Raw genomic sequence first — 21,501 nt, 5'->3', positions numbered from 1 at the left:
GAGGCTGTCACATAATTATTAGTCTCAATGAATAAAAGAGCTCTAAAACTAGAAATTTAATTAGTTTTAGAGCTCTTTTTACTATTAATAAAAGTACTTATTCATTTTGCAATAACCTTTTTATACTTTAAATTTCATAATATTTGTTTGAAGATTTTCAGCTTCTTGGCGAAGGACTTCGGCCATAGATTTAAATTCTTCAGAAGTAGCCATTTGCTCTTGGGTAACAGCTGCTAAGTTCATTGTATTCATATCAATGGTTTGAGAGACATTGCCTAATGTAGACATATTATCAGTAATGATACCTATAGAAGTAACAATGCTCATTGCAGTCTCTTTAATTTCTTCTATTTTATGTTGATTATCCAGATTTGAATGTTTAATCACATCAAAGGAATTAAGTACATGTGTTGTAGCATCTTTTCCTTCTTTTGTATGGTCGACACATTCAGAAATAGCTGTAGAGAGTGTAGAAGTAAGAGAATTAATGTAGCCAATAATATCGACAATCTCATTAGCAGAGACATTAGAGTTTTCAGCCAGCTTTCTAACTTCATCTGCAACAACAGCAAATCCTTTTCCACTTTCTCCAGCACGTGCAGCTTCAATAGCAGCATTTAGAGCTAGGAGGTTAGTTTGTTCTGCTATACCTGAAATAGTTGTTACAATACCTTGGATTTTCACCATATTGGTAGAAAGGTTTTGGATGATTGCGTGAGTATGGTTAATACCTTCTTCGATATTTTCCATTTTAGATTGAGTCGTTTGAACTGCATCTAAACCTTGAGTGGTATGTGTGATTGTTTCATTGGCAGTTTGATGAGCAATATTGATTTTAGATGAAATAGTATTAATGTTTGAGTTAAGTTGTTCGAGTATAGATTTTATATTCTTTGTTTCAGAGAGTTGTTGAGTTGAAATAGATGAAATTTCACTAGTTGATTGTGCTAAGTCTTCGTAAGCGATTGTAGCATTAGTTGAGCTAACAAGAATGCTTTCAGAAGTTTGAGAAACTTGAGTAGCTGATTGCTGAATACCAGTAACCATATGTCTTAAAGCATGCACCGTTTGATATAATGCTTTATTAATTTTTCCTATTTCATCTGATTTTGAAGCATCAATAGAAATAAGGAGATTACCTTCTGCTAAGGATTGAATACTTTCAACAAGTGAACGCATTGGCTTAAAGAAGAAAGTAAGAATGATATAATTAATACCAATAGAAAGCAAAATTAATACAGTTGTTACAATGATAATTGTAGAGGTAAGTTTTTTTGTATTAGCAGTTAATTCATCACCTTCATAATCATATTCTACAACTCCTACAACCTCTTTATTGCTATTAAAGATAGGCGCAAAAGCAGAAATATAATATTTGGAGAAAGTATCTACGTAGTAAGGTTCACTTGTATGAGTTTCTCCTGTTTCAAAAGTCAATTGAGCTTCTTTAGAAAAGTCATTTTTTGTTTGTTCATATCCTAAATCTACGTAAGCATCACTACCATCAATAATATAGGTATAATTATCTGTAGTTAAGTTTGCCAGAGTGTAAAGCATACCATTTCCTATATTCAGATTAAGATGTTGAAGTTTTTCTCTTACTTGGGTATAAAATGGGGAATCAGGATTTTGGTTAAGAGATAAGTGCTCAAATTCATCACCATCGATTAATAAAGTAGCGGATTGAGCAATGTTTAGAGCATCAGTTGCCATCATATTGACTGTGTGATGATACATGTTGCTGTAGAAAATACTGCTGATAATCAAGCAGATTGCCAATATGATCACTGAAGTAATGGTAATGATCTTTGTTTTCAGTGATAAGTCTTTGAGTTTTTGCATAGGTCTCCTCTTTCTAAATTTTTATATTATAGTACATACTTATATTATGATTATAAGATTTATAAATCAAGTACTAGTGAAAAATAACATGTTATATATTCTTACAAAAAGATTAAATATTTTAAATAGATTAGAAGCGATGGTGATGAAAGGATATAATAGAGATAAGAAACAATTTATAGTAGAGTGATAATGAGGAGTTAGGAGAAGGCATGTCTTATCTATTTAAAAATTATGCAGGTATCTATGATAGTTTTATGAAGCGGTTTCGGTTAGATACCAATGAAGAGATTTTGAAACATCTAGGAACAGTAAAAGGAAAGAAGATTTTAGATATAGGTGGAGGAACTGGTACTTTAGCTAATTTATTACAACATAAGGGTGCAGATGTAACACTTGTAGATCCTTGTCAGGAGATGATCAATCAAGTGAGCAGAAAAAATAAGCATATCCATATTTATGCCAACACCCTACAAGATTTAGAAGGAATATTAAAAAAGAATACTTTTGACAGAGTAATTCTAAGAGATGCATTACATCATATAAAGAATCCAGAAGAAATTATTGCACTTAGCAGAGAGTATCTACAAGCTGGGGGAGAAATTCTGATATGGGAGTTTAATGGAAAGCAGTGTATTGCTAAGATTATCTGGTGCTTTGAATTATTGTGTTTTGAGAAGTGTCATAGATTTTCGAAAGATGGTTTAAGAAAACTGTGTGAAAAGTATTTTGATGAAATAAACTTTATAGCACCAAGTTCGTTTGAAATGCTATATCAAGGGAAAAAGAGGGAGCAGATATGAAATATTTTGAACTCATTAAAAGGTTAGGAAAGTTGGGATTACAAAGAAAAATTGTACATTATGAAGACATAGGAAAAGCGTATACAAAAGTGAGTGACTACTATGAAAACTATTTTTTAAAGATAATGCATGTACATAATGATAAGGTTTTAGAAAAGCTAGTAGAAAACAGTGATGAAGATGTAGAGAGTATATTAGATCTTGCATGTGGAACTGGATATAATAGTGAACAACTGGCTAGAAAATATAAGAATGCTTATTTTCATTTAGTAGATATATCAAGAGGCATGTTATCAAAAGCAAGAGAAAAACAGATTGCGCATGCTATATATTATGAGCAAGATATGCTGAGTTTCTTGCATACTCAACCAGATGGAAGGTTTGATATGGTTGTATGTTGTTGGGCGATCAAATATCAAAATCCACATAAGATAATTAAAGAAGTCCATCGCATTTTGAAGCCAGGAGGGACTTTTGGGGTGATTGTGAATACAAAGGAGACTTTGCCTGAAATAAGAAAAGTCTATCCTAAGCTACTTATAAAGCAACCAAAAGCTATAAAAGAAATTATGTTAGCATTACCTAATCCAAAGAATAAGCATATATTTGGTAAATGGTTTAGAAGTGTGGGCTTTGAAGAGATAAAAGTAGTGCAAGGAAGGCAGATTTTCCAATTTAACGATATGAGAAAACTTGTAAGGTGGGTAACCCATACAGGTGCCTTAGCAGGTTTTGACTGTATGATAGATTTAAAGGATGAAAGTATTCAACATCAACTTGCCATAGAGTTAAAAAAAGAAAAAATTAAGCAGATTACCCATAGTTTTGTATGGGGTGTATTTAGAAAGTAAGAGGGAGATCATATGGAATTAAAATCATTGATAAAGATAATACCGATGCTGTTTAGTAAAGGGGCAGTAGAAAACTTTTTTTATCTGCATAGAAGATTTAAAGAAAACTCAAATTATAAATTAAAATACTTAATTAATTGTTCTTTAAATGTTATTAAAAATGAACGTATTGTTAAACATGATGGAGAGTATATCGTTAATGCATTTTTACCACCAGTAAATAGTAAATCATTTAAATGTATAGCTCAAAATGTACCTGGAGAAGGGGCTGAGTTTTATACTAACCATGTTAAAGGGGTAAGGCTTGCACCTATTTCTACATATGTTGCTGTAACTAAAAGATGTATGTATAACTGTTGGCATTGTAGTGCAAGTGAAATGATGGGACAGCCACAATGTGACTTATCAACTAAGGAAATGATTCAAATCGTACAAGCATTACAGCGTTTAGGCGTAGGTATTATAGGGTTTACAGGTGGAGAACCACTTGTAAGGCAAGATCTAGAAGAAATTATACAGGCTATAGATAAAAGAAGTATGACACTTATGTTTTCTAATGGATATGGACTTACAAAGGAAAGAGCAGAAAGTCTTAAAAAAGCTGGCCTATTTGGTGTTGCTATTAGCTTTGATAGTACAAAGGCTCAAGAGCATGATGCCAAGAGGGGGTATGAAGGGGCACACAAAATTGCATTAGATGCTATTCGTCATGCAAAGGATGCAGGACTTTATACAATGGGGCAAGTGGTTTGCACAAGAGAAATGTTACAAAGTGGTGAGATTCATGAGGTTGCAAAGTTTTTGAAAAAAGAAGGTATTCATGAACTAAGAATAGTAGAACCTATCCCATGTGGAAACTTAGAAGAACAACAAGATGAGGTATTGATAAAAGAAGAAAAAGAGGCACTTATTCAGCTGCATGTATGCTTCAATAATAACCCAGACTATCCAAAAACATCAGTCTTTCCATATGTAGAATCAGAGGAACAGTATGGGTGTGGAGCAGGTGTACAGCATAGTTATATTGATTATAAAGGTAATTTTAGAGCATGTGATTTTATTTATGCAAGCTATGGTAATGTGCTAAAGGAACCTATAGAAGAAATATGGCAAAGAATGCACCAAGCTTGTGGCAAGCCTAAGTGTGATTGTTATGCAAAAAAAAATTGTGCGAAATGTAGTATAGAAAAGGTACCTAAATATTATAGGTTACTAGGTGGAGAATAGAATTATTTAGTATAAAGGTCACAGATAGATATTCTGCTATTCTGTGACCCTTATAGTAATTCTGGTAATTAAGAGTTACTTGTGAATAGAGGAAGAAGAGGAAAAAAGATAGAAAAGCCAATTAAAAGATAACCACCCAATCTACTTGAAACAATATAAAAATCAGAGGGTTCTCCACCGTCAACAGACATACAGTATCGAATATTCCAGCATATTTCAGGATAAATAATATTCATAAGTCCAATTAAGTTTAAGATAAGGCTTAAGATATTAAAACATACTAAAATACTAGTAGAAAGATTATTATTTAATACATGAAAAGTTTTATCTAAAAGAATAACTTCGGTAGGTATGGAGGACGTAGTTTGAGTAGAATTAGTAAGGTATATACCAAAGACGTCTCTTTTGTGGATAGATCCATCTGATAAAGTGATAATAATGCCTTCATCTAAGTCTAAGCTATTATAAGTTATAGTTTTATCCAAGTAATTAATATGAAGGAGTGTATTGTAGGTATTGAATAAATAAGGTTCGCTATCTACTTCTAATAAGTTATTATAGGAATCTTTAAAAGTAGCATGTGTATTAGTCTGTTTGATTAGTGTAAATGTTTTGTCTTCGAAGCGAAACGTACGACTAAAATATTGTGTAAGTAAACCTATGAAAAGGCTTAAGATAAATGTAATAATAACCCCAAATATAAAGGTATTTTTTTTGCCATATTTAGTATAGAGTTGTTCCATATAATCCCTCCCTATTTATTTTCTATTATATCATAGACTATTAATAAACCTTATGCATGTCGCCAATAAAAGTGCACATACTAAGATTGAGGTTACTTTAGAAAAATAAGATAGGATGATGTATATGTTTGGTGGATGGATTGAGTGGATAGGCTATGCAGCATCAGTAGGTATAGTTATTTCTTTACTTATGACTAATATGGTCAAGCTTAGAGTGATTAATAGTATAGGATGTGTACTTTTTGTTATTTATGGTGTATTAGTAGGTGCTTATCCAGTTGTAATTTCTAATGCGGCAATTGTAGTGATTAATGCTTATCAATTGTATAAACTTAGCAAAGAGAAAAATTAAGTAAGAAGAACTGTGAGTATTAAAATGCAGTTCTTTTTTATTTGAAGTAAGTGAGAGATTTGTATTGGTAAGAGATAAGAATAATGATATTATAAGAGAGTAATTGTATAAATGATTTTGTATAAAATATCTTTATAATGTTATTAAGCAGTAATAAGTAGGGTAGGTTGGACTAAAGACGGAACAATACAAAGTTGGAGCTTTAATGGATGGCATAGATAAAATTTTATCACCAGGAAGGGGGGAATATGTGAATAAGAAGGGGCAAAAATTATTTAAGTATATATTAAAATTGGGGATTATATTCTTACTAACTTCCTTAGCTATTTTAGTGGCAGAACAATTCTTTACATTTTCTTTAAAAGATGGTTTTGTTATTGCTGGTGTAGTCTATATTTTTATAGGAGGATCAAACACATTTGGGGATATGGGCAGAAGGGCAGACTTTCAATATCTCTATGCTAGAAGTATGAGCTTTAAGAGTCAAACAGATGAAATTCGTAGAGACAAAAATGAATTAGATCAAAATAGTTCATCTGTTATAGAGATAATTTTAGTAGGAATACTGTTAATGATTATTGGTTTTACTGTATTTAAATAGATAAAAGCCCCAACAAAGAGCTGTGCTCGTAAGTTGGGGCTTTTATCTATTTTGGTAAACCATATTGTGAAAGATGGTTATTTTTATAACGATTGTCGTGAGTAATATCTGCACCAAACCAACCAGGTGCTATGAAGTTAGCTGCTTCTAGTTGAGATGGAAATTCTACTTCAACAGTTAGAAGGCCGTCTAAGGGACCAGCATACACATCTAATTCCGCAGTAAGGTTTCCATCTAGGGGGATAAAGTAGCGTGTTTTTTCCACTGGAGTATTATCTACTTTATGCCACAGTGCATCACACTGTTCTTTTGTAATACCAAGTTCAAATTCTTCACGAATCATATGACCTTGAGATTTAAGGCATACGCAATAAGTATCATTCATTTGTCGAATTCTAATAACAGGGTCAGTAGAAATATATCCTTGTTTAATCTTCTTACAAGTATATGCATTGAGGTCAGGAAGTTCTTTAATCAAAAATTTACGTTCAATCTCCATAACTACTACCTCCTCCTTATAAATCTTTACTTCATTGTATCATATTAAGTAGTCAGAAAATAGACAAAAAAATAGATAGATTTTATAAGACAATTATAGTATTTTGTACTACATGATGCGTTGTGAGGCAGATTTAGCTGTGATAAGATAGGGGATAGAAATTGAATCTATATGAAGAGGTGACATAAATGAAAGTTGTTGTATTTTTTGCTACAGGATACGAAGAAGTAGAAGCGCTTAGTGTAGTCGACATATTAAGAAGAGGTGGTGTAGAAGTCATCATGGCAGGTGTTGATGGAGATGTTGTATCAAGTGCACGTGGAATAAAAGTGCAGATGGATCAAAAAGCAGAAGATATTAACTATGATGAGATAGGAATGGTTGTATTACCAGGAGGACTTCCAGGTGTAGACAATCTTTTTGCAAGTGAACTTGTTAAGGCTCGTGTGTTAGAGTTTAAATCAGCCGATAAGTGGATAGCAGCAATCTGTGCGGGGCCAAGTGTGCTTGGAAAGTTTGGAATTTTAGAAGGGGAAAAAGCAACATGTTATCCTGGATTTGAACAGTTTTTATATGGTGCAACACACAGTGAAGAACGTACTGTAGTAAGTAATAAAATTGTAACAGGTATTGGGGCTGGGGCCTCTTTGAAATTCGCGCTTAAGCTACTTGAAGTTGTTAAAGGAGTGGATAAAGCTGAAGAGATTAAGGGGGCTATGCTTATCAAATAGCATAAAGATACCGTTTTTTGGATATATTTATAATACAAGGGCTGTTACAGCATCGCTGTAACAGCCCTTACGACTTCATACCATCACTTAGTCTAATTACCGAAAACAAGAATTGTAGTTGGAATGTGGGTGAACACATCCATGATTTCATCTGGAGCTATGTAGCATTTACCAAGAGTTTGAAAAGCATCTTGAACTTTTTGTAAGCTAAGTTCATAGATATAAGCAATCATCTCAGGTGTATAAGTTGGCGATAAGGCGTATTTCCATTGTCGCTGTATCAGTCTACATATATAACTCGAAGCATGAGACACAATTGTAAAGAAATCAACAAGTGTTATAGTAGCAATACTATGCTCCTTCATTATGTCCGTTATTTCCTGTGTTGGCATACCTAAGATAAGGGCAACCTCTATTGGGTCATACGGCGCATCGTTGGTCTTTAAGAACAAATCGATGCCCATAAGTTTAGGAGAGATATTTTGCATATAAATGTGTTTAAAGCTAACATCCATAAAGGTTATCCTTTCTATGAGTACGTACAAAACATCACATAACTTGATTATAAATGAATTCATACGCACATACTATATGTAATACTTGGAACTTTACTGAATAAAATTTTACAAATAAGGAATACGAGTAGATTTTTTTGATTTTTTATGCTATAATTACGGAATGTTAATTTATAATGCAATATTTACGCTTAAACGTAATGAATATTAAAATCCAAGGAGGATCATTTTTAATGAATACAGAAGTAAAAGTACTAGAAAATAGCATTGTATCACTTACAGTAGAAGTTGGCCAAGAAGTAGTAACAGGTGCAGTTAACAAAGCTTATAATGAAATGAAAAAAGATTTCAATATGCCAGGGTTCCGTAAAGGTAAAGTACCTAAAGCGATGATCGAAAAAATGTATGGTCCAGAAGTATTCTTCAATAAAGCTGCTGATATCATCATTGATGAAACATTAGCAACAGCTGTAGAAGAAAACAAAATTGATATGGCAGCACGTCTTCGCCAAGGAGATGTTGAAGTAGCTGAAATGTCAAAAGATGGAATGAAATATATTGCACACATCACAGTTAGACCAGAAGTTGAACTTGGTGAGTACAAAAACCTTACAGTAGAAGTAGCAAAAGCTGAAGTTAGCGATGAAGATGTAGATATGGCTATCAATGCTGAAGCAGAAAAAAATTCACGTGAAATTACAGTTACAGACCGTGCTGTACAACCACAAGATAAAGTAATCATTGACTTTGAAGGTTTCGTAGATGGTGAAGCATTCGAAGGTGGTAAAGGTGAAGATTATGCACTTGTAATCGGTTCAAAATCATTCATCGATAACTTCGAAGATCAATTAATAGGTGCTGAAATTGGTAAAGAAGTAGAAGTTAACGTTACATTCCCAGCAGAATATCATGCTGAAAATTTAGCAGGTAAACCAGCTATGTTCAAAGTAACAGTTAAAGAAATTAAAGTTAAAGAACTTCCAGCAATCAATGATGATTTCGCAGCAGACGTTTCAGAATTTGAAACATTAGCTGATTATAAAGCTGATATTAAGGCAAAACTTACAACACAAAAAGAAGCTAGCTACAAAGCAGAAGTTGAAAACCAAGCTATTCAACAAGCTGTAGACAATGCAAAACTTACAGTACCAAACAACATGATTGAAGATCAAGTTGATAGAAGCATTAAAGAGTTCGAAATGCGTATGCGTCAACAAGGTCTTGAGTTAGCTCAATACTTACAATTTACAGGTATGGACATGGATAAATTCCGTGAAAACTTCAGAAAAGATGCTGAGTTCCAATTACGTTCAAGAGAAGTTCTTGAAGCAATCGTTAAAGCTGAAGAAATCACTGTAACAGAAGAAGAAGTAATGGCAGAAGTTGAAAAACTTGCTACACGTTACAAAATGGAAGTAGAAGAACTTAAAAAATCATTCGGTGCTTACGAAAGAGAAATGTTAAGTTCAGACCTTAGAGTACAAAAAGCTGCTGACCTTATTACATCAACAGCAAAAGTAGAAGCAAAATAATATTTATACAAAAAAGCAAAATAGAAAGCGTTGGGAGGGTGAAAAATGAGCTTAGTTCCAGTAGTTGTAGAACAAACCAATAGAGGAGAACGTTCATACGACATTTATTCACGTTTATTAAAAGATAGAATCATCATTTTAGGAGACGAGGTTAATCAAGTTACTGCTAACTTGATTGTTGCACAGCTTTTATTCTTAGAAGCAGATGACCCAGATAAAGACATTATGCTTTATATTAATAGTCCGGGTGGCTCTATTTCAGATGGTATGGCAATCTACGATACAATGCAATATATCAAATGTGATGTATCCACTATTTGTATGGGGATGGCAGCAAGTATGGGAGCGTTCTTACTTGCAGGGGGAGCTAAAGGAAAAAGATTTGCTCTTCCAAATGCAGAAATTATGATTCATCAACCACTTGGTGGCGCTAAAGGCCAAGCTACAGATATTGAAATTCATGCACAGCATATTATCAAAACTAAAGCTAAAATGAATCAAATGCTTTCAGAAAATACTGGTCAGCCTCTTGAAAAGATTAAAAATGATGTAGAAAGAGATTATTTCATGGATGCTCATGAAGCAAAAGCTTATGGTATCATTGATGAAGTAATCAGTGCAAAAAAATAATTAGAAAAGAGGTGGAGCATGCCAACTAAATTTGATGATACAAAACAACTAAGATGTTCATTTTGTGGAAAAAGTCAAGATCAAGTTAGAAGATTGATTGCAGGCCCACAAGTTTATATTTGTGATGAATGTATTGAACTTTGCTCCGAAATTATAGAAGAAGAGTTTGAAGGTGATGAAGAAGCAGGTGGTATCTTTGATATGCCTACACCTAAAGAAATAAAAGCACATCTTGATCAATATGTTATTGGGCAAGATGATGCTAAAAAAGCTTTAGCAGTTGCAGTTTATAATCACTACAAACGTATTAATACACCTTCACATAAAGACGATGAAGTTGAAATCCAAAAAAGTAATATTTTACTTTTAGGACCAACTGGTTCAGGTAAAACATTCCTTGCACAAACACTTGCAAAAATGCTTAATGTACCATTCGCTATTGCTGATGCAACAGCACTTACAGAAGCAGGTTATGTAGGTGAAGATGTTGAGAATATCTTACTTAAAATTATCCAAGCAGCCAATTATGATGTAGAAAAAGCTCAAATGGGTATTATCTATATCGATGAAATTGATAAGATTGCTAGAAAATCAGAGAACCCATCTATTACACGTGATGTAAGTGGTGAAGGTGTACAACAAGCTCTTCTTAAAATTTTAGAAGGGACAGTTGCTTCTGTACCACCACAAGGTGGAAGAAAGCACCCACATCAAGAATTTATCCAAATCGATACTACAAATATCTTGTTTATTTGTGGTGGTGCTTTCGATGGTCTTGATAAGATCATTGAAAATCGTGTTGGACATAAAACAATGGGATTCGGTGCAAGCATTGTAAGTAAAAAAGAAAAGAGTGTAGGCCAATTACTTAAGTCTCTTGAACCACAAGATCTTCTTAAGTTTGGACTTATTCCTGAGTTTGTAGGACGTATTCCATCTATCGTGTCACTTGATAGTTTAGATAAGGAAGCACTTCAACTTATTCTAAGTAAACCTAAAAATGCTCTTATCAAACAATACCAGAAGTTATTTAATTATGATCACGTTGAATTAGATTTCACTCAAGAAGCATTAGAAGCAGTAGCAAATCTTGCTATTGAACGTCAAACAGGTGCACGTGGATTACGTGCGATCTTAGAGGATGTTATGCGTGAAGTAATGTATGAAGTACCTTCTGTAGCAGAAAATGTTGAGAAGGTTATCATCAACGCAGATACAATTAAAGATAAAGCTGAGCCAGAGATTGTCTATAAAGATGCTTCTAAAGCACCTAAGAAAAAAGCATTAAAATCTGATGGAGAATCAGCATAATAAAAAATATGCAAGGCAACGTTGCCTTGCATATTTTTTTTAGCCTCCGGCAATAATCTAGAAAACAGATTTTCAAGGAGGATTTTAGAACATGAATGGAATTTTGATAGGGGTACAGTTCTTTTTTTCCTGTGTCATTGGGTTGTACTTTCTACTACAACTTAAAAATACAAAGCAAACTAAAACAAATATTTGCAGAGATTCAGATGAGAAATATGAGAAGATGCAAAGAATGCGTTGTATACGTCTTACTGAGCCATTAACAGAGAAGATGCGCCCTCATGATGAGGCAGATGTTATCGGGCAAGAAGATGGTATTAAAGCACTAAAGACAGCACTATGCAGCCCTAATCCACAGCATATATTAATTTATGGAAGCCCAGGGGTAGGTAAGACTGCCGCAGCACGTATTGCTCTTGAAATGGCTAAGCAGTGTGAGATGTCTCCATTTAATTCTAAGAGTAAGTTTGTAGAGATTGATGCAACTACACTTAGATTTGATGAACGTAGCGTGGCAGATCCACTTATGGGTTCTGTGCATGATCCTATTTATCAAGGGGCAGGTGCTTATGGACAAGCTGGTGTACCGCAACCTAAACCAGGAGCAGTTACCAAGGCTCATGGTGGCGTACTCTTTATAGATGAAATAGGTGAACTACATCCTATTCAAATGAATAAACTTCTTAAAGTATTGGAGGATCGTAAAGTTTACTTAGAGAGTGCTTACTACAGTCCATATGATGAAAATACACCAACTTATGTACATGATGTATTTAAAAATGGTCTTCCAGCAGATTTTAGACTAATAGGTGCAACAACCAGGTCAAGAGAAGAGATTCCTTCTGCGCTTAGGTCAAGATGTGTAGAGATTTTCTTTAAGGATTTAGATGAAGAAGAAATTATGAAAATTATAGACCGAATCATTGCAAAAGAGCATATGCCAATTGAAGATACAGCAAAAGAGATGATTACACAATATGCAGCTAATGGTCGTGATGCTGTAAGTATCTTACAAACGGCTTATAATAAAATGCTTTATGAACATGCATCTACAATCGCTAAAACAGATGTAGAATGGATTGTAAAATCAGGTGGTTATACCCCAGCACTTCACAAAAAGTTAAATACAGGCTATTATATAGGTAAGGTAAATGGCCTAGGTGTGATGGGACACTCTGGTGGTATGGTATTAGAAGTAGAATCTATTGCACAGAAAGTGGGTACTGGAAAAGGAAAAGTTAATATTACAGGAGTAATTGAAGAAGAAGAGTTAAAGATGAGTACAAGTAAGGCAAAACGTAAGAGTATGGCATATAGTTCTTTAGAAAATGTATTAACTTTGCTCAAAGTGAAATATAATGTAGATTATGAAGACTACTATATCCATGTTAATTATCCATCAGGTATCCCTGTAGATGGACCATCAGCAGGGATTACTATGTTTTGTAGCCTTTACTCAGCTCTTTTTGAAGAGCCAGTACCTGGGAATATTGCTATGACTGGTGAGGTAACCATTAATGGTAATGTTTATCCAGTAGGCGGTGTGAGTGAAAAGATTAGAGCTGCTAAGAAAGCTGGAGCAAGAGCAGTTATTATTCCTAAAGAAAACATGCAAGAGACTTTCTTAAAGGAAGATATAGAGATTATTCCAGTTGAGACAGTAACTGAAGTTATTGAGTATCTTTGGGATATGCCAATTACCAAAAAGGCAGAAAATATCCTTCACGCATAGTTGCTTATGTATTAATGCAAATAACGCACAAGGAGTACTTTATTTTAAGTATTCTTTTGTGTGTACATATATAAACAGATGATAACCATCTGATAAATAGAGAGAATAAAGAAAGGAATAAGAGATGACAGAAAGAAAACAAATGCCTTTAATTCCGCTTAGAGGCTTAACAGTATTTCCTAATATGATTATTCATTTTGATGTGGGGAGAGACAAATCTGTAAAGGCGATTGAAGCAGCGATGCTACACGATGAGGAGCTTTTACTTGTAACACAAAAGGATACCAAACTAGAAGAGCCAGAACATGAAGATCTTTATGAAATAGGGACAATTGTAAAGGTTAAACAGATTGTAAAACTTAAACCACCAGTGCTTAAAGTTCTAGTAGAAGGTATTAAAAGAGCTAAGTTGTTAGAAGTAACTTCTAAAGAATATATGGAAGGTTACATAGAGGAAATTGAAGAAGAGGAACTGGAAGTAACACTTGAGACAGAAGCATTAATGCGAACTGTAGGAGAGTTATTTGAAAGCTATGCTTCTCTAAATACAAAACTTTCAATGGATATGGTGTATAGCATATTAGGGGGTAACTCTCCAGTGGAAGTAATAGATTTGATTATTGCCAATATGCCGTTAGAAGTAGCGAAAAAACAAGCTGTTTTAGAATGCTTAGATATTACAAAACGTATATACAAGGTAGTTGAATTACTTCAAGAAGAAGTAGAGTTACTTAAAATTCAAAAACAAATTTATAATAAAGTAAAAGACAATATTGATCAAACTCAAAAAGAATATTATTTGCGTGAACAGCTTAAGGTAATCCAAGAAGAGCTAGGCGATAAAGATGGCCTTAAGGCGGATGTTGATAGTTATAAGCAAAAATTAAATGAACATCAAATGCCTGAAGAGGTTAAAGCAAAGATTGAAAGGGAAATCAATCGTTTAATGAAAATACCAAGTAGTTCACCAGAAACAAGCATGCTTAGGACTTATATTGAAGCTGTTCTAGATTTACCTTGGGAAAAGTCTACAGAAGAAATAGATGACTTAAAAGTGGCAGAAGATACATTAGAGCGTGATCATTATGGACTTACACAAGTTAAAGATCGTATATTAGATTTCTTAGCAGTTAAGAACTTTTCTAGATCAATAGAAGCACCTATTTTATGCTTAGTAGGGCCTCCAGGGGTAGGAAAAACATCTATTGCTAAATCTATTGCTGAAGCAACAGGAAGAAACTATGTACGTATTTCTCTTGGTGGTGTACGTGATGAAGCAGAAATTAGAGGACATAGAAGAACTTATGTTGGTGCTATGCCAGGACGTTTTGCAACGGCGCTTACACAAGCACACTCTAATAATCCACTTATGCTATTAGATGAAATTGATAAAATGATGGGAGACTTTAGAGGGGACCCAGCAGCCGCATTGTTAGAGATTTTAGATGGTGCTCAAAATCATAGCTTTAGAGACCATTATCTAGAAGTTCCAATTGATTTAAGTAAAGTTCTATTTGTAGCCACAGCAAACTCACTTTCTACTATTCCAAGACCACTTCTTGATCGTATGGAAATCATAGAAGTAAGTAGCTATACATCACTGGAGAAACTTCAAATTGCAGAACGTTATTTAGTTCCAAAAGAACTTAAAAAGCATGGGTTGACTAAAAAGACACTTAAAATTTCTGAAGAAGCTCTTAAATATGTTATTGAACATTATACAAGAGAAGCTGGTGTAAGAAACTTAGAACGTCAAATTGGAACACTTTGCCGTAAGGCAACACGTGAAATGACTACAGAAAGTAAAAAGTCTGTGACTATTAATTCGAAAAAGGTGCAAAACTATTTAGGAGCACCAAAAGTTAATTATGCAGAAAAGAACAAAAAGCCTCAAGTTGGTGTAGTACGTGGTTTAGCATGGACAGCGGTTGGTGGTGATACACTTTCTATTGAAGTCAATGTTATGGATGGTAAAGGTAGTTTTGAGCTTACTGGTAACATGGGTAATGTGATGAAAGAATCTGCTAAAGCTGCCATGAGTTTTATTCGTTCTAAACGCGAAAAACTAGAACTTAAAGAAAACTTCTATCAAAATATTGATATCCACATTCATATACCAGAAGGGGCAGTGCCAAAAGATGGCCCTTCAGCAGGTATTACAATGGCTACTGCTATTATATCTGCTTTAACCAATAAACCAGTTAGAAATGATATAGCAATGACAGGTGAAGTTACAATTCGTGGGCGTGTACTTCCGATAGGAGGCCTTAAAGAAAAAATCCTAGCTGCTAAACGTGCTGGCATTTTTGAAGTAATTGTACCAAAAGAAAATGAAAAAAATATTAGAGAAATAGATGCAGACGTGTTAGACGGCGTAAAAGTTATTTATGCTGAAACAATGGAAGATGTACTTGAGCATGTCTTTGCATAATACTTAGGAGGAACAAATGAACGTAACAAAAGCAGAACTCATTATAACAGCAGGTAATAAGTCACAGTTCCCAGAGATGAACAAACCAGAAGTAGCCTTTGCAGGAAAGTCAAATGTAGGGAAATCATCCCTTCTTAACTGCCTTGTAAATCGTAAGGCTTTAGCAAGAACAAGTTCACAACCAGGAAAAACTCAAACGATTAATTTTTATAATGTACAAGACGAAATTCGTTTTGTAGATTTACCAGGTTATGGCTATGCTAAGGTATCAAAAACAGAGCGTGAAAAATGGGGTAAACTTATTGAAGATTACCTTTGTAATAGAGAAAACCTTAGAGAGGTTATTTTACTTATTGATATTAGACATGAAGTAGGCAAAAATGATAAGATGATGTACGATTGGATCGCACATTATTATGAGAGAGTTAACATCATTGCGACAAAAGCAGATAAACTTAATCGTAGTCAAGTGCAAAAACATATTGCTATGGTTAAGAAAGGGCTAGGGCTTCGTCCTACAGATAGAATTATGGCTTTCTCTTCAGTAAGTAAATTAGGGAAAGATGAGATTTGGAGTATGCTTGATGGTGTTATTGTAGATTATAATAACGAGCAGGCTGAGGTATTAGAAGAAGTAAGTAGTGAAGGTAATATCTCTGAGGATTAATAAATACATTTAAGTATAAGCATAACAATTAAATAAAAGGGTATAATTTAGAAAAGGAGCAAAAAAATTAAATTTGTTCCTTTTTTTGGTATTTTATTGAAAGAAAATTTGAAAAATGTTAGAATATAATATAGATAGAGAGGTGTGTATTTGATGAATGAAATGTCAAAATGTTATTATTTAAAAAATGGTCGTTTAGATTTATCCGTATTAGATGAAGTATCTATGAGTTTACCAGAAGAAAACATGACAGCAGTAGAACAACAAACATCTATACCAAGCCTGCAAGATTCTAAGATTTATATAGATGAAACTATTGAGAGTATATTTAGGGAAATGAGCGACTATTTTAATCAATAGGAAAAAAATTGATAAAAGGACTTGACTCTATACAAGTGATATGATAAGATAATTCTTGTCAAAAGAACAAGCCATTAATTAGTTTATGCGCGAGTGGCTCAGTTGGTAGAGCATCTCCTTGCCAAGGAGAGGGTCGCGGGTTCGAGTCCCGTCTCGCGCTCTTATTTTCGGGGTGTGGCTCAGTTTGGCTAGAGCGCCTGATTTGGGTTCAGGAGGCCGCAGGTTCGAGTCCTGTCACCCCGATGATATAAAACGTCTAGATATTAATCTAGACGTTTTTTTATTATGTACTCACTAGGTTAATAGATCCTGAGAGTAGATGTAATAAACAATGGGCTTAATAAACAAATTATAAAGTTAAGATAAATAAGTGGACAATAAAATAAACCAGGCTGTAATGGACAGCCTGGTTTATTTTGATATAATTTGTAAGATTTCGCTATAAAGCTTATCAGAATTATTTTTCCAATTTTCACAAAGGGCTATGGCCTGCTTCTTAGAAGCTACATTGATAGAAAGATTAATTAATGTGGAATCGTGTTCCATAACTTTACAATGTACCATATATTCGTGTTCCTTAGTAGGAATATATTCGGCAGTTACATCTCTTTGTGTTCTAAGTTTTCTCCAGTTACTCGAAATAAAAGTGTCTAATTCAGTGCGAATAGAATTTGGTATTCTAGAAGCAAAGAACTCTAATGTTTGAAGTCCCTTCTCAGAAATGTCAAAGTTAGAAGCATTATTTTCGGTTGCTTTTGTGATAAGTTTTGATGCAACAAGTTCATTAAGTGATTGTTGCATAGAAAAATAATCGGTGTAGCCTCTTTCTAAAACGATTTGCGTGATTTGGGAAAGAGTAAGAGGCATTTTTACTTCTGATAAAAGATAGAGCACAGTAAGTTTATTAATTGTAAAGTCTTCGTTAGTATTAAACATAGGCCACCTCCTCACGCTTTTTAATATATATTGTATATTAAAGTTAAGAAAAATACAATATGTGTTTATCTATAACCTTGGTAGATATTTTCTGATTTGAGATATTTATGGATATGATTCAATACCATTGTTTTATGTGTAGTCCATAAAGGAGCTATTAAGTGGTTGCGATCACCATCACCAGTAAGTCTATGAATGACAAAATGAGAAGGGAGAATTTTGAGTATCTCTCCTACAATTTCTACATACTCATCCTCTGTAAGTAGTGGAAATGGTTCTTTATTATAAAGTTTGCCAAGAGGTGCATTATCTAATACATGCAGCATATGCATTTTAACGCCTTGAAGAGGTAGCTTACTCATATAGGTAGCTGTTGCAAGTATATCTTCTCGAGTTTCGTAAGGAAGCCCAATAATCATATGTGCAACGACTTCTATACCACGGTTATAAAGCTTGTAAACAGATTCTTCAAAACAAGCTAGATCATGCCCCCTATTTATGAATGAACTTGTTTTTGAATGTATTGTTTGAAGTCCTAATTCAATCCAAAGATGTGTACGTTTATTAAGCTCACCTAAGTAGTCTAATAGATCTTCTTCTAAGCAATCTGGTCTTGTTGCAATAGCAAGACCGACTACATTAGGAAAACTTAGAGCTTCTTCATATTGCTCTTTTAATACTTGTAAAGGGGCATATGTACTAGAGTAAGCTTGGAAATAAGGCATATATTTTGTGACGTTAGGCCATTTATTAGATAATAAGGTAATATTCTCTTCCATTTGTTTTGTAATAGAGTATTTGGAAGAACTTGTAAAGTCTCCACTACCACGACTACTACAAAAGATACATCCACCAGTAGCGACTTTTCCATCTCTATTAGGACAAGTAAAGCCTCCATCTAATGAGAGTTTCATTACTTTTTCGCCATGACGTTCTTTTAAAAAATCGTTTAAACTATAGAATCTTGTAGCATTTGACATGAAAAAATCCTTTCTGCGTATAATAAAAAACAAGGCAATGCCTTGTTTTTTATTATACATTTAATTTAATAACTCGCAAGGCTACTTTCTTCTTTATGAAGGCGAATTTCTTCACATGTAGAAAGTAAAGATGCCCATTGATCATTGGTCGTCATAGTACGAGCGACATTGATAAAATCTTTTCGAAGTTTTTGGGTATAGTCTTTTTTTATCTCGGCAATTTCTTCATCATCTTTTGCTTTAGACATAGCAGTTAAAAAATGAGCTGCACGTTCTGAAGATACAAAAGGGAGATAGGGTTGAAGAAAATCAAGTTCAGATTGTAAAGCTTGATACTGTTCTTGAAAAGGATTTCCCTCTACAGTATCCATATAGTTATAAAGAGACTCTAGATTAAAAAAGCGTATGTTCTTAAGCTGACTATAATCAAAATGGGCTAAAATATCACGGAATTGATTAATATGGGCCTCGAGTTCTTGTTTACTAAGTAGCTTTGACATTTCAAATCCCCCTTAAATGTGAAAAATAAATAGAAAATCTCGTTCTCTACCACTTATTATATCCAAAGTCCTCAAAAAGGTGTCTGGTAAATTTACTTATACGTAGTTTACGTTTATAATAAAAGATGTAAACACAAGAGTGGAGGATAAATATGGAAAAAGTAAAAATTTTGATAGTAGACGATGAAGAACATATTCTTGAACTCATCGCTTACAACTTATCTCAAAATGGATTTAAAGTTTTTACAGCAACATGTATACAAGAAGCCGATCGAATTTTAGAGGATGAAGTAGTAGATTTGACACTCTTAGATATTATGCTACCTGACATGGATGGTATGACAGCACTTAAAAAGTATAGGAGCAATCCTAAAACTCAAAATATGCCTATTATCATGGTAACAGCAAAAGCGGAAGAAATTGATAAGATTATAGGTCTTGAGTTAGGTGCAGATGATTATATTACCAAACCATTCAGTGTAAGGGAAGTAGTAGCTCGCGTCAATGCGGTAGTTAGAAGAAATCAACGTATAGAAAAAAGTACAAATAAAGAAGCTCAAGAATTAAATTATAAAGATTTAAGACTAGATATAGAAAGTCATACAGTTTTTTTTGGTGATCAACAATTAGAACTAACACTTAAAGAATTTGAGATTTTAAAAATTCTAATGCAAAACAAAGGTCGTGTAATGACAAGAGAAGTATTGCTCGATCGTATTTGGGGTTATGAATACTATGGTGAAACAAGGACAGTAGATGTACATATCCGTTATTTAAGATCTAAGCTAACACAGTATGGTCTAGAGGATTGTATAGAAACAGTACGTGGAGTAGGCTATCGCTTTACAAAGGAGTAATGCATGAAAAATAAGATTATTGGACCTGTAATGGTAGCAATATGGGTATTAGCGCTTATTTATATGAGTAGTAGTTATCTCAGCTACGAAGAGTTAAGTATTAGAGGTTTACTAGAAAAGAATGTAGCTGTGCATTTAGGTACTCAGATGATTTATAAGACAGTAGGGATAACTGTTATTGCATCCATTATTCTATACTGGATACTCAGAACATTTATTAAAGAAATTGTTGACCCTATGCAAAATATGACAGAAGAAGCAAGTTCATTTGCAAAAGGTGAATACGTTCATCAAGTTAAAAATTATAGTATAAAAGAGGTTCAACAATTAGCAAGTGCCTTAGATGATATGGGGGAAAAACTTTATAGAACGATTAGAAAACTCCAATATCAAAAAACTAAAGCAGAATCTATATTAAGTAATTTAAATGAAGCGATTATTATTTTAGATGAAGAAGGCTATATTACAGAAGGAAATGAAAAGGTTAGAACACTATTAGGTGGAGATGCTATTAAGAATCAATCTATACTTGCTTTAATCCGTGATGCAAAGGTTATGCAGGTTATAGAAAAAGCGGTGGGACAAGGTGTATATGGTTCTTGTGAATTTCTTAAAAATGATCAAATTTTACATTTTCGTATAGGACCTATTAGTAAAGGACGAAAAAAATATGGATTTATTATTTCCATAAGAGACATTACTCAAACAAGGCAGCTAGAAGTCATGCGTTATCAATTTGTAAGCAATGTATCTCATGAACTTAAGACGCCACTTACGAGCATACAAGGTTTTGCAGAGACGTTAAAAGAAGGGGCAATTGATAACAGAGATATAGCATTGAGATTTATCGATATTATTGATATAGAGGCCAAGAGACTTTATCGCTTAATTCAAGATATACTATGCCTGTCTGAAATTGAAAATATGGAGAATAATGATGGGAGTGAAGTCAACTTTACACCATTAATCGAAGAAGTTGTATCAATGCTTGAGCAAAATGCAACTGAAAAGCAAGTAGAAATTAAACTAGATATTAAGCAACCTCTTATTCTAGAGTGTGCCAATACAGATTATGTGAAACAAGTTATTATGAATATAGTAAGTAATGCAGTTAAGTATACAGATGAAGGAAATGTAATAATCTCTACTTATATTGAAGATGGAAAGAAAGTATTTTGTGTACAAGATACAGGGATAGGTATTCCAGAAGAAAGCTTACCACGTATTTTTGAAAGATTTTACAGAGTAGATAAAAGTAGATCACGTAAAAGTGGTGGTACAGGTCTAGGACTTTCTATTGTTAAGCATATTGTAGAGCTTTATGGTGGAGTAGTAGAAATTACAAGTAAAGTCAATCAAGGGACAAGTTTTAAAATTGTGTTTCCAGAATAATTAATTTTA

22 protein-coding genes and 2 tRNA genes are annotated in these 21,501 nt (G+C 33.6%); 17 read left to right on the top strand and 7 right to left on the bottom strand.

Going from position 1 to position 21,501, the window contains the following annotated elements:
* Positions 1-120: 120 nt before the first annotated feature.
* The gene (locus BN2390_RS12810; protein WP_053984743.1) at positions 121-1,842 is read right to left on the bottom strand and encodes a methyl-accepting chemotaxis protein; all 1,722 of its coding nucleotides are present in this window, start codon (positions 1,840-1,842) and stop codon (positions 121-123) included.
* A 212-nt stretch (positions 1,843-2,054) separates the two neighbouring features.
* Here BN2390_RS12810 and BN2390_RS12805 point away from each other — a divergent pair, with 212 nt between their 5' ends.
* The 3 genes from BN2390_RS12805 to BN2390_RS12795 are packed head-to-tail and all read left to right on the top strand — an operon-like array spanning position 2,055 to position 4,723.
* A complete protein-coding gene (locus tag BN2390_RS12805) occupies positions 2,055-2,645 on the top strand; it encodes a class I SAM-dependent methyltransferase (protein WP_053984742.1) in 591 nt (196 codons plus the stop codon).
* Positions 2,642-3,496 carry a class I SAM-dependent methyltransferase gene (locus BN2390_RS12800; RefSeq protein ID WP_053984741.1) on the top strand — a complete coding sequence of 285 codons (855 nt, stop codon included), beginning with the start codon at positions 2,642-2,644 and terminating at the stop codon, positions 3,494-3,496. Before BN2390_RS12805 ends, BN2390_RS12800 begins: the two co-directional genes overlap by 4 nt.
* A gap of 12 nt (positions 3,497-3,508) precedes the next feature.
* Positions 3,509-4,723, top strand: a complete 1,215-nt coding sequence (locus BN2390_RS12795; RefSeq protein WP_053984740.1) for a radical SAM protein — start codon at positions 3,509-3,511, stop codon at positions 4,721-4,723.
* 68 nt (positions 4,724-4,791) lie between these two features.
* Here BN2390_RS12795 and BN2390_RS12790 read toward each other — a convergent pair whose 3' ends face one another.
* Complete coding sequence (locus BN2390_RS12790; RefSeq protein WP_053984739.1) at positions 4,792-5,466, bottom strand: DUF6199 family natural product biosynthesis protein; 675 nt, start codon at positions 5,464-5,466, stop codon at positions 4,792-4,794.
* Between the two features lie 115 nt (positions 5,467-5,581).
* Here BN2390_RS12790 and BN2390_RS12785 point away from each other — a divergent pair, with 115 nt between their 5' ends.
* Together BN2390_RS12785 and BN2390_RS12780 are read left to right on the top strand one after the other, a co-directional pair.
* Positions 5,582-5,818, top strand: coding sequence for a YgjV family protein (locus BN2390_RS12785; protein WP_330373782.1), 237 nt, complete (start codon positions 5,582-5,584; stop codon positions 5,816-5,818).
* 250 nt (positions 5,819-6,068) lie between these two features.
* Complete coding sequence (locus BN2390_RS12780) at positions 6,069-6,419, top strand: hypothetical protein (RefSeq protein ID WP_154668826.1); 351 nt, start codon at positions 6,069-6,071, stop codon at positions 6,417-6,419.
* 46 nt (positions 6,420-6,465) lie between these two features.
* On the opposite strand, the gene BN2390_RS12775 is transcribed toward BN2390_RS12780, so the two are convergent.
* Entirely contained in the window at positions 6,466-6,918 is a 453-nt protein-coding gene (locus BN2390_RS12775; RefSeq protein ID WP_053984736.1) for a CYTH domain-containing protein, read from the bottom strand.
* A gap of 188 nt (positions 6,919-7,106) precedes the next feature.
* Here BN2390_RS12775 and BN2390_RS12770 point away from each other — a divergent pair, with 188 nt between their 5' ends.
* Positions 7,107-7,649 carry a DJ-1 family glyoxalase III gene (locus tag BN2390_RS12770; protein ID WP_053984735.1) on the top strand — a complete coding sequence of 181 codons (543 nt, stop codon included), beginning with the start codon at positions 7,107-7,109 and terminating at the stop codon, positions 7,647-7,649.
* Positions 7,650-7,741: 92 nt separating this feature from the next.
* Here the strand turns inward: BN2390_RS12770 and BN2390_RS12765 are convergent, their stop codons facing one another.
* Complete coding sequence (locus BN2390_RS12765; RefSeq protein ID WP_053984734.1) at positions 7,742-8,164, bottom strand: hypothetical protein; 423 nt, start codon at positions 8,162-8,164, stop codon at positions 7,742-7,744.
* Between the two features lie 233 nt (positions 8,165-8,397).
* Here BN2390_RS12765 and tig point away from each other — a divergent pair, with 233 nt between their 5' ends.
* The 9 genes from tig (at position 8,398) to BN2390_RS12720 (ending at position 17,070) form a co-directional block, all read left to right on the top strand.
* Positions 8,398-9,696 (top strand): trigger factor, encoded by a 1,299-nt coding sequence (gene tig, locus BN2390_RS12760; protein ID WP_053984733.1) that lies wholly within the window; start codon positions 8,398-8,400, stop codon positions 9,694-9,696.
* Positions 9,697-9,741: 45 nt separating this feature from the next.
* On the top strand, positions 9,742-10,326 hold the full coding sequence (gene clpP, locus BN2390_RS12755) for an ATP-dependent Clp endopeptidase proteolytic subunit ClpP (protein WP_053984732.1): 585 nt from the start codon (positions 9,742-9,744) through the stop codon (positions 10,324-10,326).
* Positions 10,327-10,344: 18 nt separating this feature from the next.
* Positions 10,345-11,637, top strand: a complete 1,293-nt coding sequence (clpX, locus tag BN2390_RS12750; RefSeq protein WP_053984731.1) for an ATP-dependent Clp protease ATP-binding subunit ClpX — start codon at positions 10,345-10,347, stop codon at positions 11,635-11,637.
* Between the two features lie 91 nt (positions 11,638-11,728).
* A complete protein-coding gene (gene lonB, locus BN2390_RS12745) occupies positions 11,729-13,369 on the top strand; it encodes an ATP-dependent protease LonB (protein WP_053984730.1) in 1,641 nt (546 codons plus the stop codon).
* 124 nt (positions 13,370-13,493) lie between these two features.
* Positions 13,494-15,800: an endopeptidase La gene (gene lon, locus BN2390_RS12740; protein ID WP_053984729.1), complete on the top strand. Its 2,307-nt coding sequence runs from the start codon at positions 13,494-13,496 to the stop codon at positions 15,798-15,800.
* A 16-nt stretch (positions 15,801-15,816) separates the two neighbouring features.
* Positions 15,817-16,467 (top strand): ribosome biogenesis GTP-binding protein YihA/YsxC, encoded by a 651-nt coding sequence (gene yihA, locus BN2390_RS12735; protein WP_053984728.1) that lies wholly within the window; start codon positions 15,817-15,819, stop codon positions 16,465-16,467.
* A gap of 153 nt (positions 16,468-16,620) precedes the next feature.
* Entirely contained in the window at positions 16,621-16,827 is a 207-nt protein-coding gene (locus BN2390_RS12730; RefSeq protein ID WP_053984727.1) for a hypothetical protein, read from the top strand.
* Between the two features lie 87 nt (positions 16,828-16,914).
* Positions 16,915-16,987: transfer RNA gene (locus BN2390_RS12725), tRNA-Gly, on the top strand.
* An 8-nt stretch (positions 16,988-16,995) separates the two neighbouring features.
* Positions 16,996-17,070: transfer RNA gene (locus BN2390_RS12720), tRNA-Pro, on the top strand.
* A gap of 168 nt (positions 17,071-17,238) precedes the next feature.
* Here the strand turns inward: BN2390_RS12720 and BN2390_RS12715 are convergent.
* From BN2390_RS12715 to BN2390_RS12705, 3 genes are all read right to left on the bottom strand, one after another.
* Positions 17,239-17,763, bottom strand: a complete 525-nt coding sequence (locus BN2390_RS12715; protein WP_053984726.1) for a DUF4364 family protein — start codon at positions 17,761-17,763, stop codon at positions 17,239-17,241.
* Positions 17,764-17,828: 65 nt separating this feature from the next.
* Positions 17,829-18,743, bottom strand: a complete 915-nt coding sequence (locus tag BN2390_RS12710) for a tRNA modification radical SAM protein MnmL/YtqA (protein ID WP_053984725.1) — start codon at positions 18,741-18,743, stop codon at positions 17,829-17,831.
* A gap of 65 nt (positions 18,744-18,808) precedes the next feature.
* A complete protein-coding gene (locus tag BN2390_RS12705) occupies positions 18,809-19,243 on the bottom strand; it encodes a hypothetical protein (protein ID WP_053984724.1) in 435 nt (144 codons plus the stop codon).
* A 152-nt stretch (positions 19,244-19,395) separates the two neighbouring features.
* Here BN2390_RS12705 and BN2390_RS12700 point away from each other — a divergent pair, with 152 nt between their 5' ends.
* Complete coding sequence (locus BN2390_RS12700) at positions 19,396-20,100, top strand: winged helix-turn-helix domain-containing protein (RefSeq protein WP_053984723.1); 705 nt, start codon at positions 19,396-19,398, stop codon at positions 20,098-20,100.
* A 3-nt stretch (positions 20,101-20,103) separates the two neighbouring features.
* Positions 20,104-21,492: a HAMP domain-containing sensor histidine kinase gene (locus BN2390_RS12695; protein WP_053984722.1), complete on the top strand. Its 1,389-nt coding sequence runs from the start codon at positions 20,104-20,106 to the stop codon at positions 21,490-21,492.
* Positions 21,493-21,501: the final 9 nt, after the last annotated feature.

This window comes from Niameybacter massiliensis, from assembly GCF_001282685.1.
GTDB lineage: Bacteria > Bacillota > Clostridia > Lachnospirales > Cellulosilyticaceae > Holtiella > Holtiella tumoricola.
Note: the sequence above shows the minus strand (reverse complement) of the source record. Positions and strands in the feature narration are given on the sequence as shown.

Bases quoted from the DNA above. Each gene is read 5' to 3' on its own strand.
- BN2390_RS12805 (WP_053984742.1), top strand. From the start codon at position 2,055: ATGTCTTATCTATTTAAAAATTATGCAGGTATCTATGATAGTTTTATG.
- BN2390_RS12810 (WP_053984743.1), bottom strand. From the start codon at position 1,842: ATGCAAAAACTCAAAGACTTATCACTGAAAACAAAGATCATTACCATT.
- BN2390_RS12790 (WP_053984739.1), bottom strand. From the start codon at position 5,466: ATGGAACAACTCTATACTAAATATGGCAAAAAAAATACCTTTATATTT.
- yihA (WP_053984728.1), top strand. From the start codon at position 15,817: ATGAACGTAACAAAAGCAGAACTCATTATAACAGCAGGTAATAAGTCA.
- clpP (WP_053984732.1), top strand. From the start codon at position 9,742: ATGAGCTTAGTTCCAGTAGTTGTAGAACAAACCAATAGAGGAGAACGT.
- BN2390_RS12800 (WP_053984741.1), top strand. From the start codon at position 2,642: ATGAAATATTTTGAACTCATTAAAAGGTTAGGAAAGTTGGGATTACAA.
- BN2390_RS12730 (WP_053984727.1), top strand. From the start codon at position 16,621: ATGAATGAAATGTCAAAATGTTATTATTTAAAAAATGGTCGTTTAGAT.
- BN2390_RS12770 (WP_053984735.1), top strand. From the start codon at position 7,107: ATGAAAGTTGTTGTATTTTTTGCTACAGGATACGAAGAAGTAGAAGCG.
- BN2390_RS12765 (WP_053984734.1), bottom strand. From the start codon at position 8,164: ATGGATGTTAGCTTTAAACACATTTATATGCAAAATATCTCTCCTAAA.
- BN2390_RS12795 (WP_053984740.1), top strand. From the start codon at position 3,509: ATGGAATTAAAATCATTGATAAAGATAATACCGATGCTGTTTAGTAAA.
- BN2390_RS12715 (WP_053984726.1), bottom strand. From the start codon at position 17,763: ATGTTTAATACTAACGAAGACTTTACAATTAATAAACTTACTGTGCTC.
- BN2390_RS12700 (WP_053984723.1), top strand. From the start codon at position 19,396: ATGGAAAAAGTAAAAATTTTGATAGTAGACGATGAAGAACATATTCTT.
- lon (WP_053984729.1), top strand. From the start codon at position 13,494: ATGACAGAAAGAAAACAAATGCCTTTAATTCCGCTTAGAGGCTTAACA.
- BN2390_RS12710 (WP_053984725.1), bottom strand. From the start codon at position 18,743: ATGTCAAATGCTACAAGATTCTATAGTTTAAACGATTTTTTAAAAGAA.
- clpX (WP_053984731.1), top strand. From the start codon at position 10,345: ATGCCAACTAAATTTGATGATACAAAACAACTAAGATGTTCATTTTGT.
- BN2390_RS12775 (WP_053984736.1), bottom strand. From the start codon at position 6,918: ATGGAGATTGAACGTAAATTTTTGATTAAAGAACTTCCTGACCTCAAT.
- lonB (WP_053984730.1), top strand. From the start codon at position 11,729: ATGAATGGAATTTTGATAGGGGTACAGTTCTTTTTTTCCTGTGTCATT.
- BN2390_RS12695 (WP_053984722.1), top strand. From the start codon at position 20,104: ATGAAAAATAAGATTATTGGACCTGTAATGGTAGCAATATGGGTATTA.
- tig (WP_053984733.1), top strand. From the start codon at position 8,398: ATGAATACAGAAGTAAAAGTACTAGAAAATAGCATTGTATCACTTACA.
- BN2390_RS12785 (WP_330373782.1), top strand. From the start codon at position 5,582: ATGATGTATATGTTTGGTGGATGGATTGAGTGGATAGGCTATGCAGCA.
- BN2390_RS12705 (WP_053984724.1), bottom strand. From the start codon at position 19,243: ATGTCAAAGCTACTTAGTAAACAAGAACTCGAGGCCCATATTAATCAA.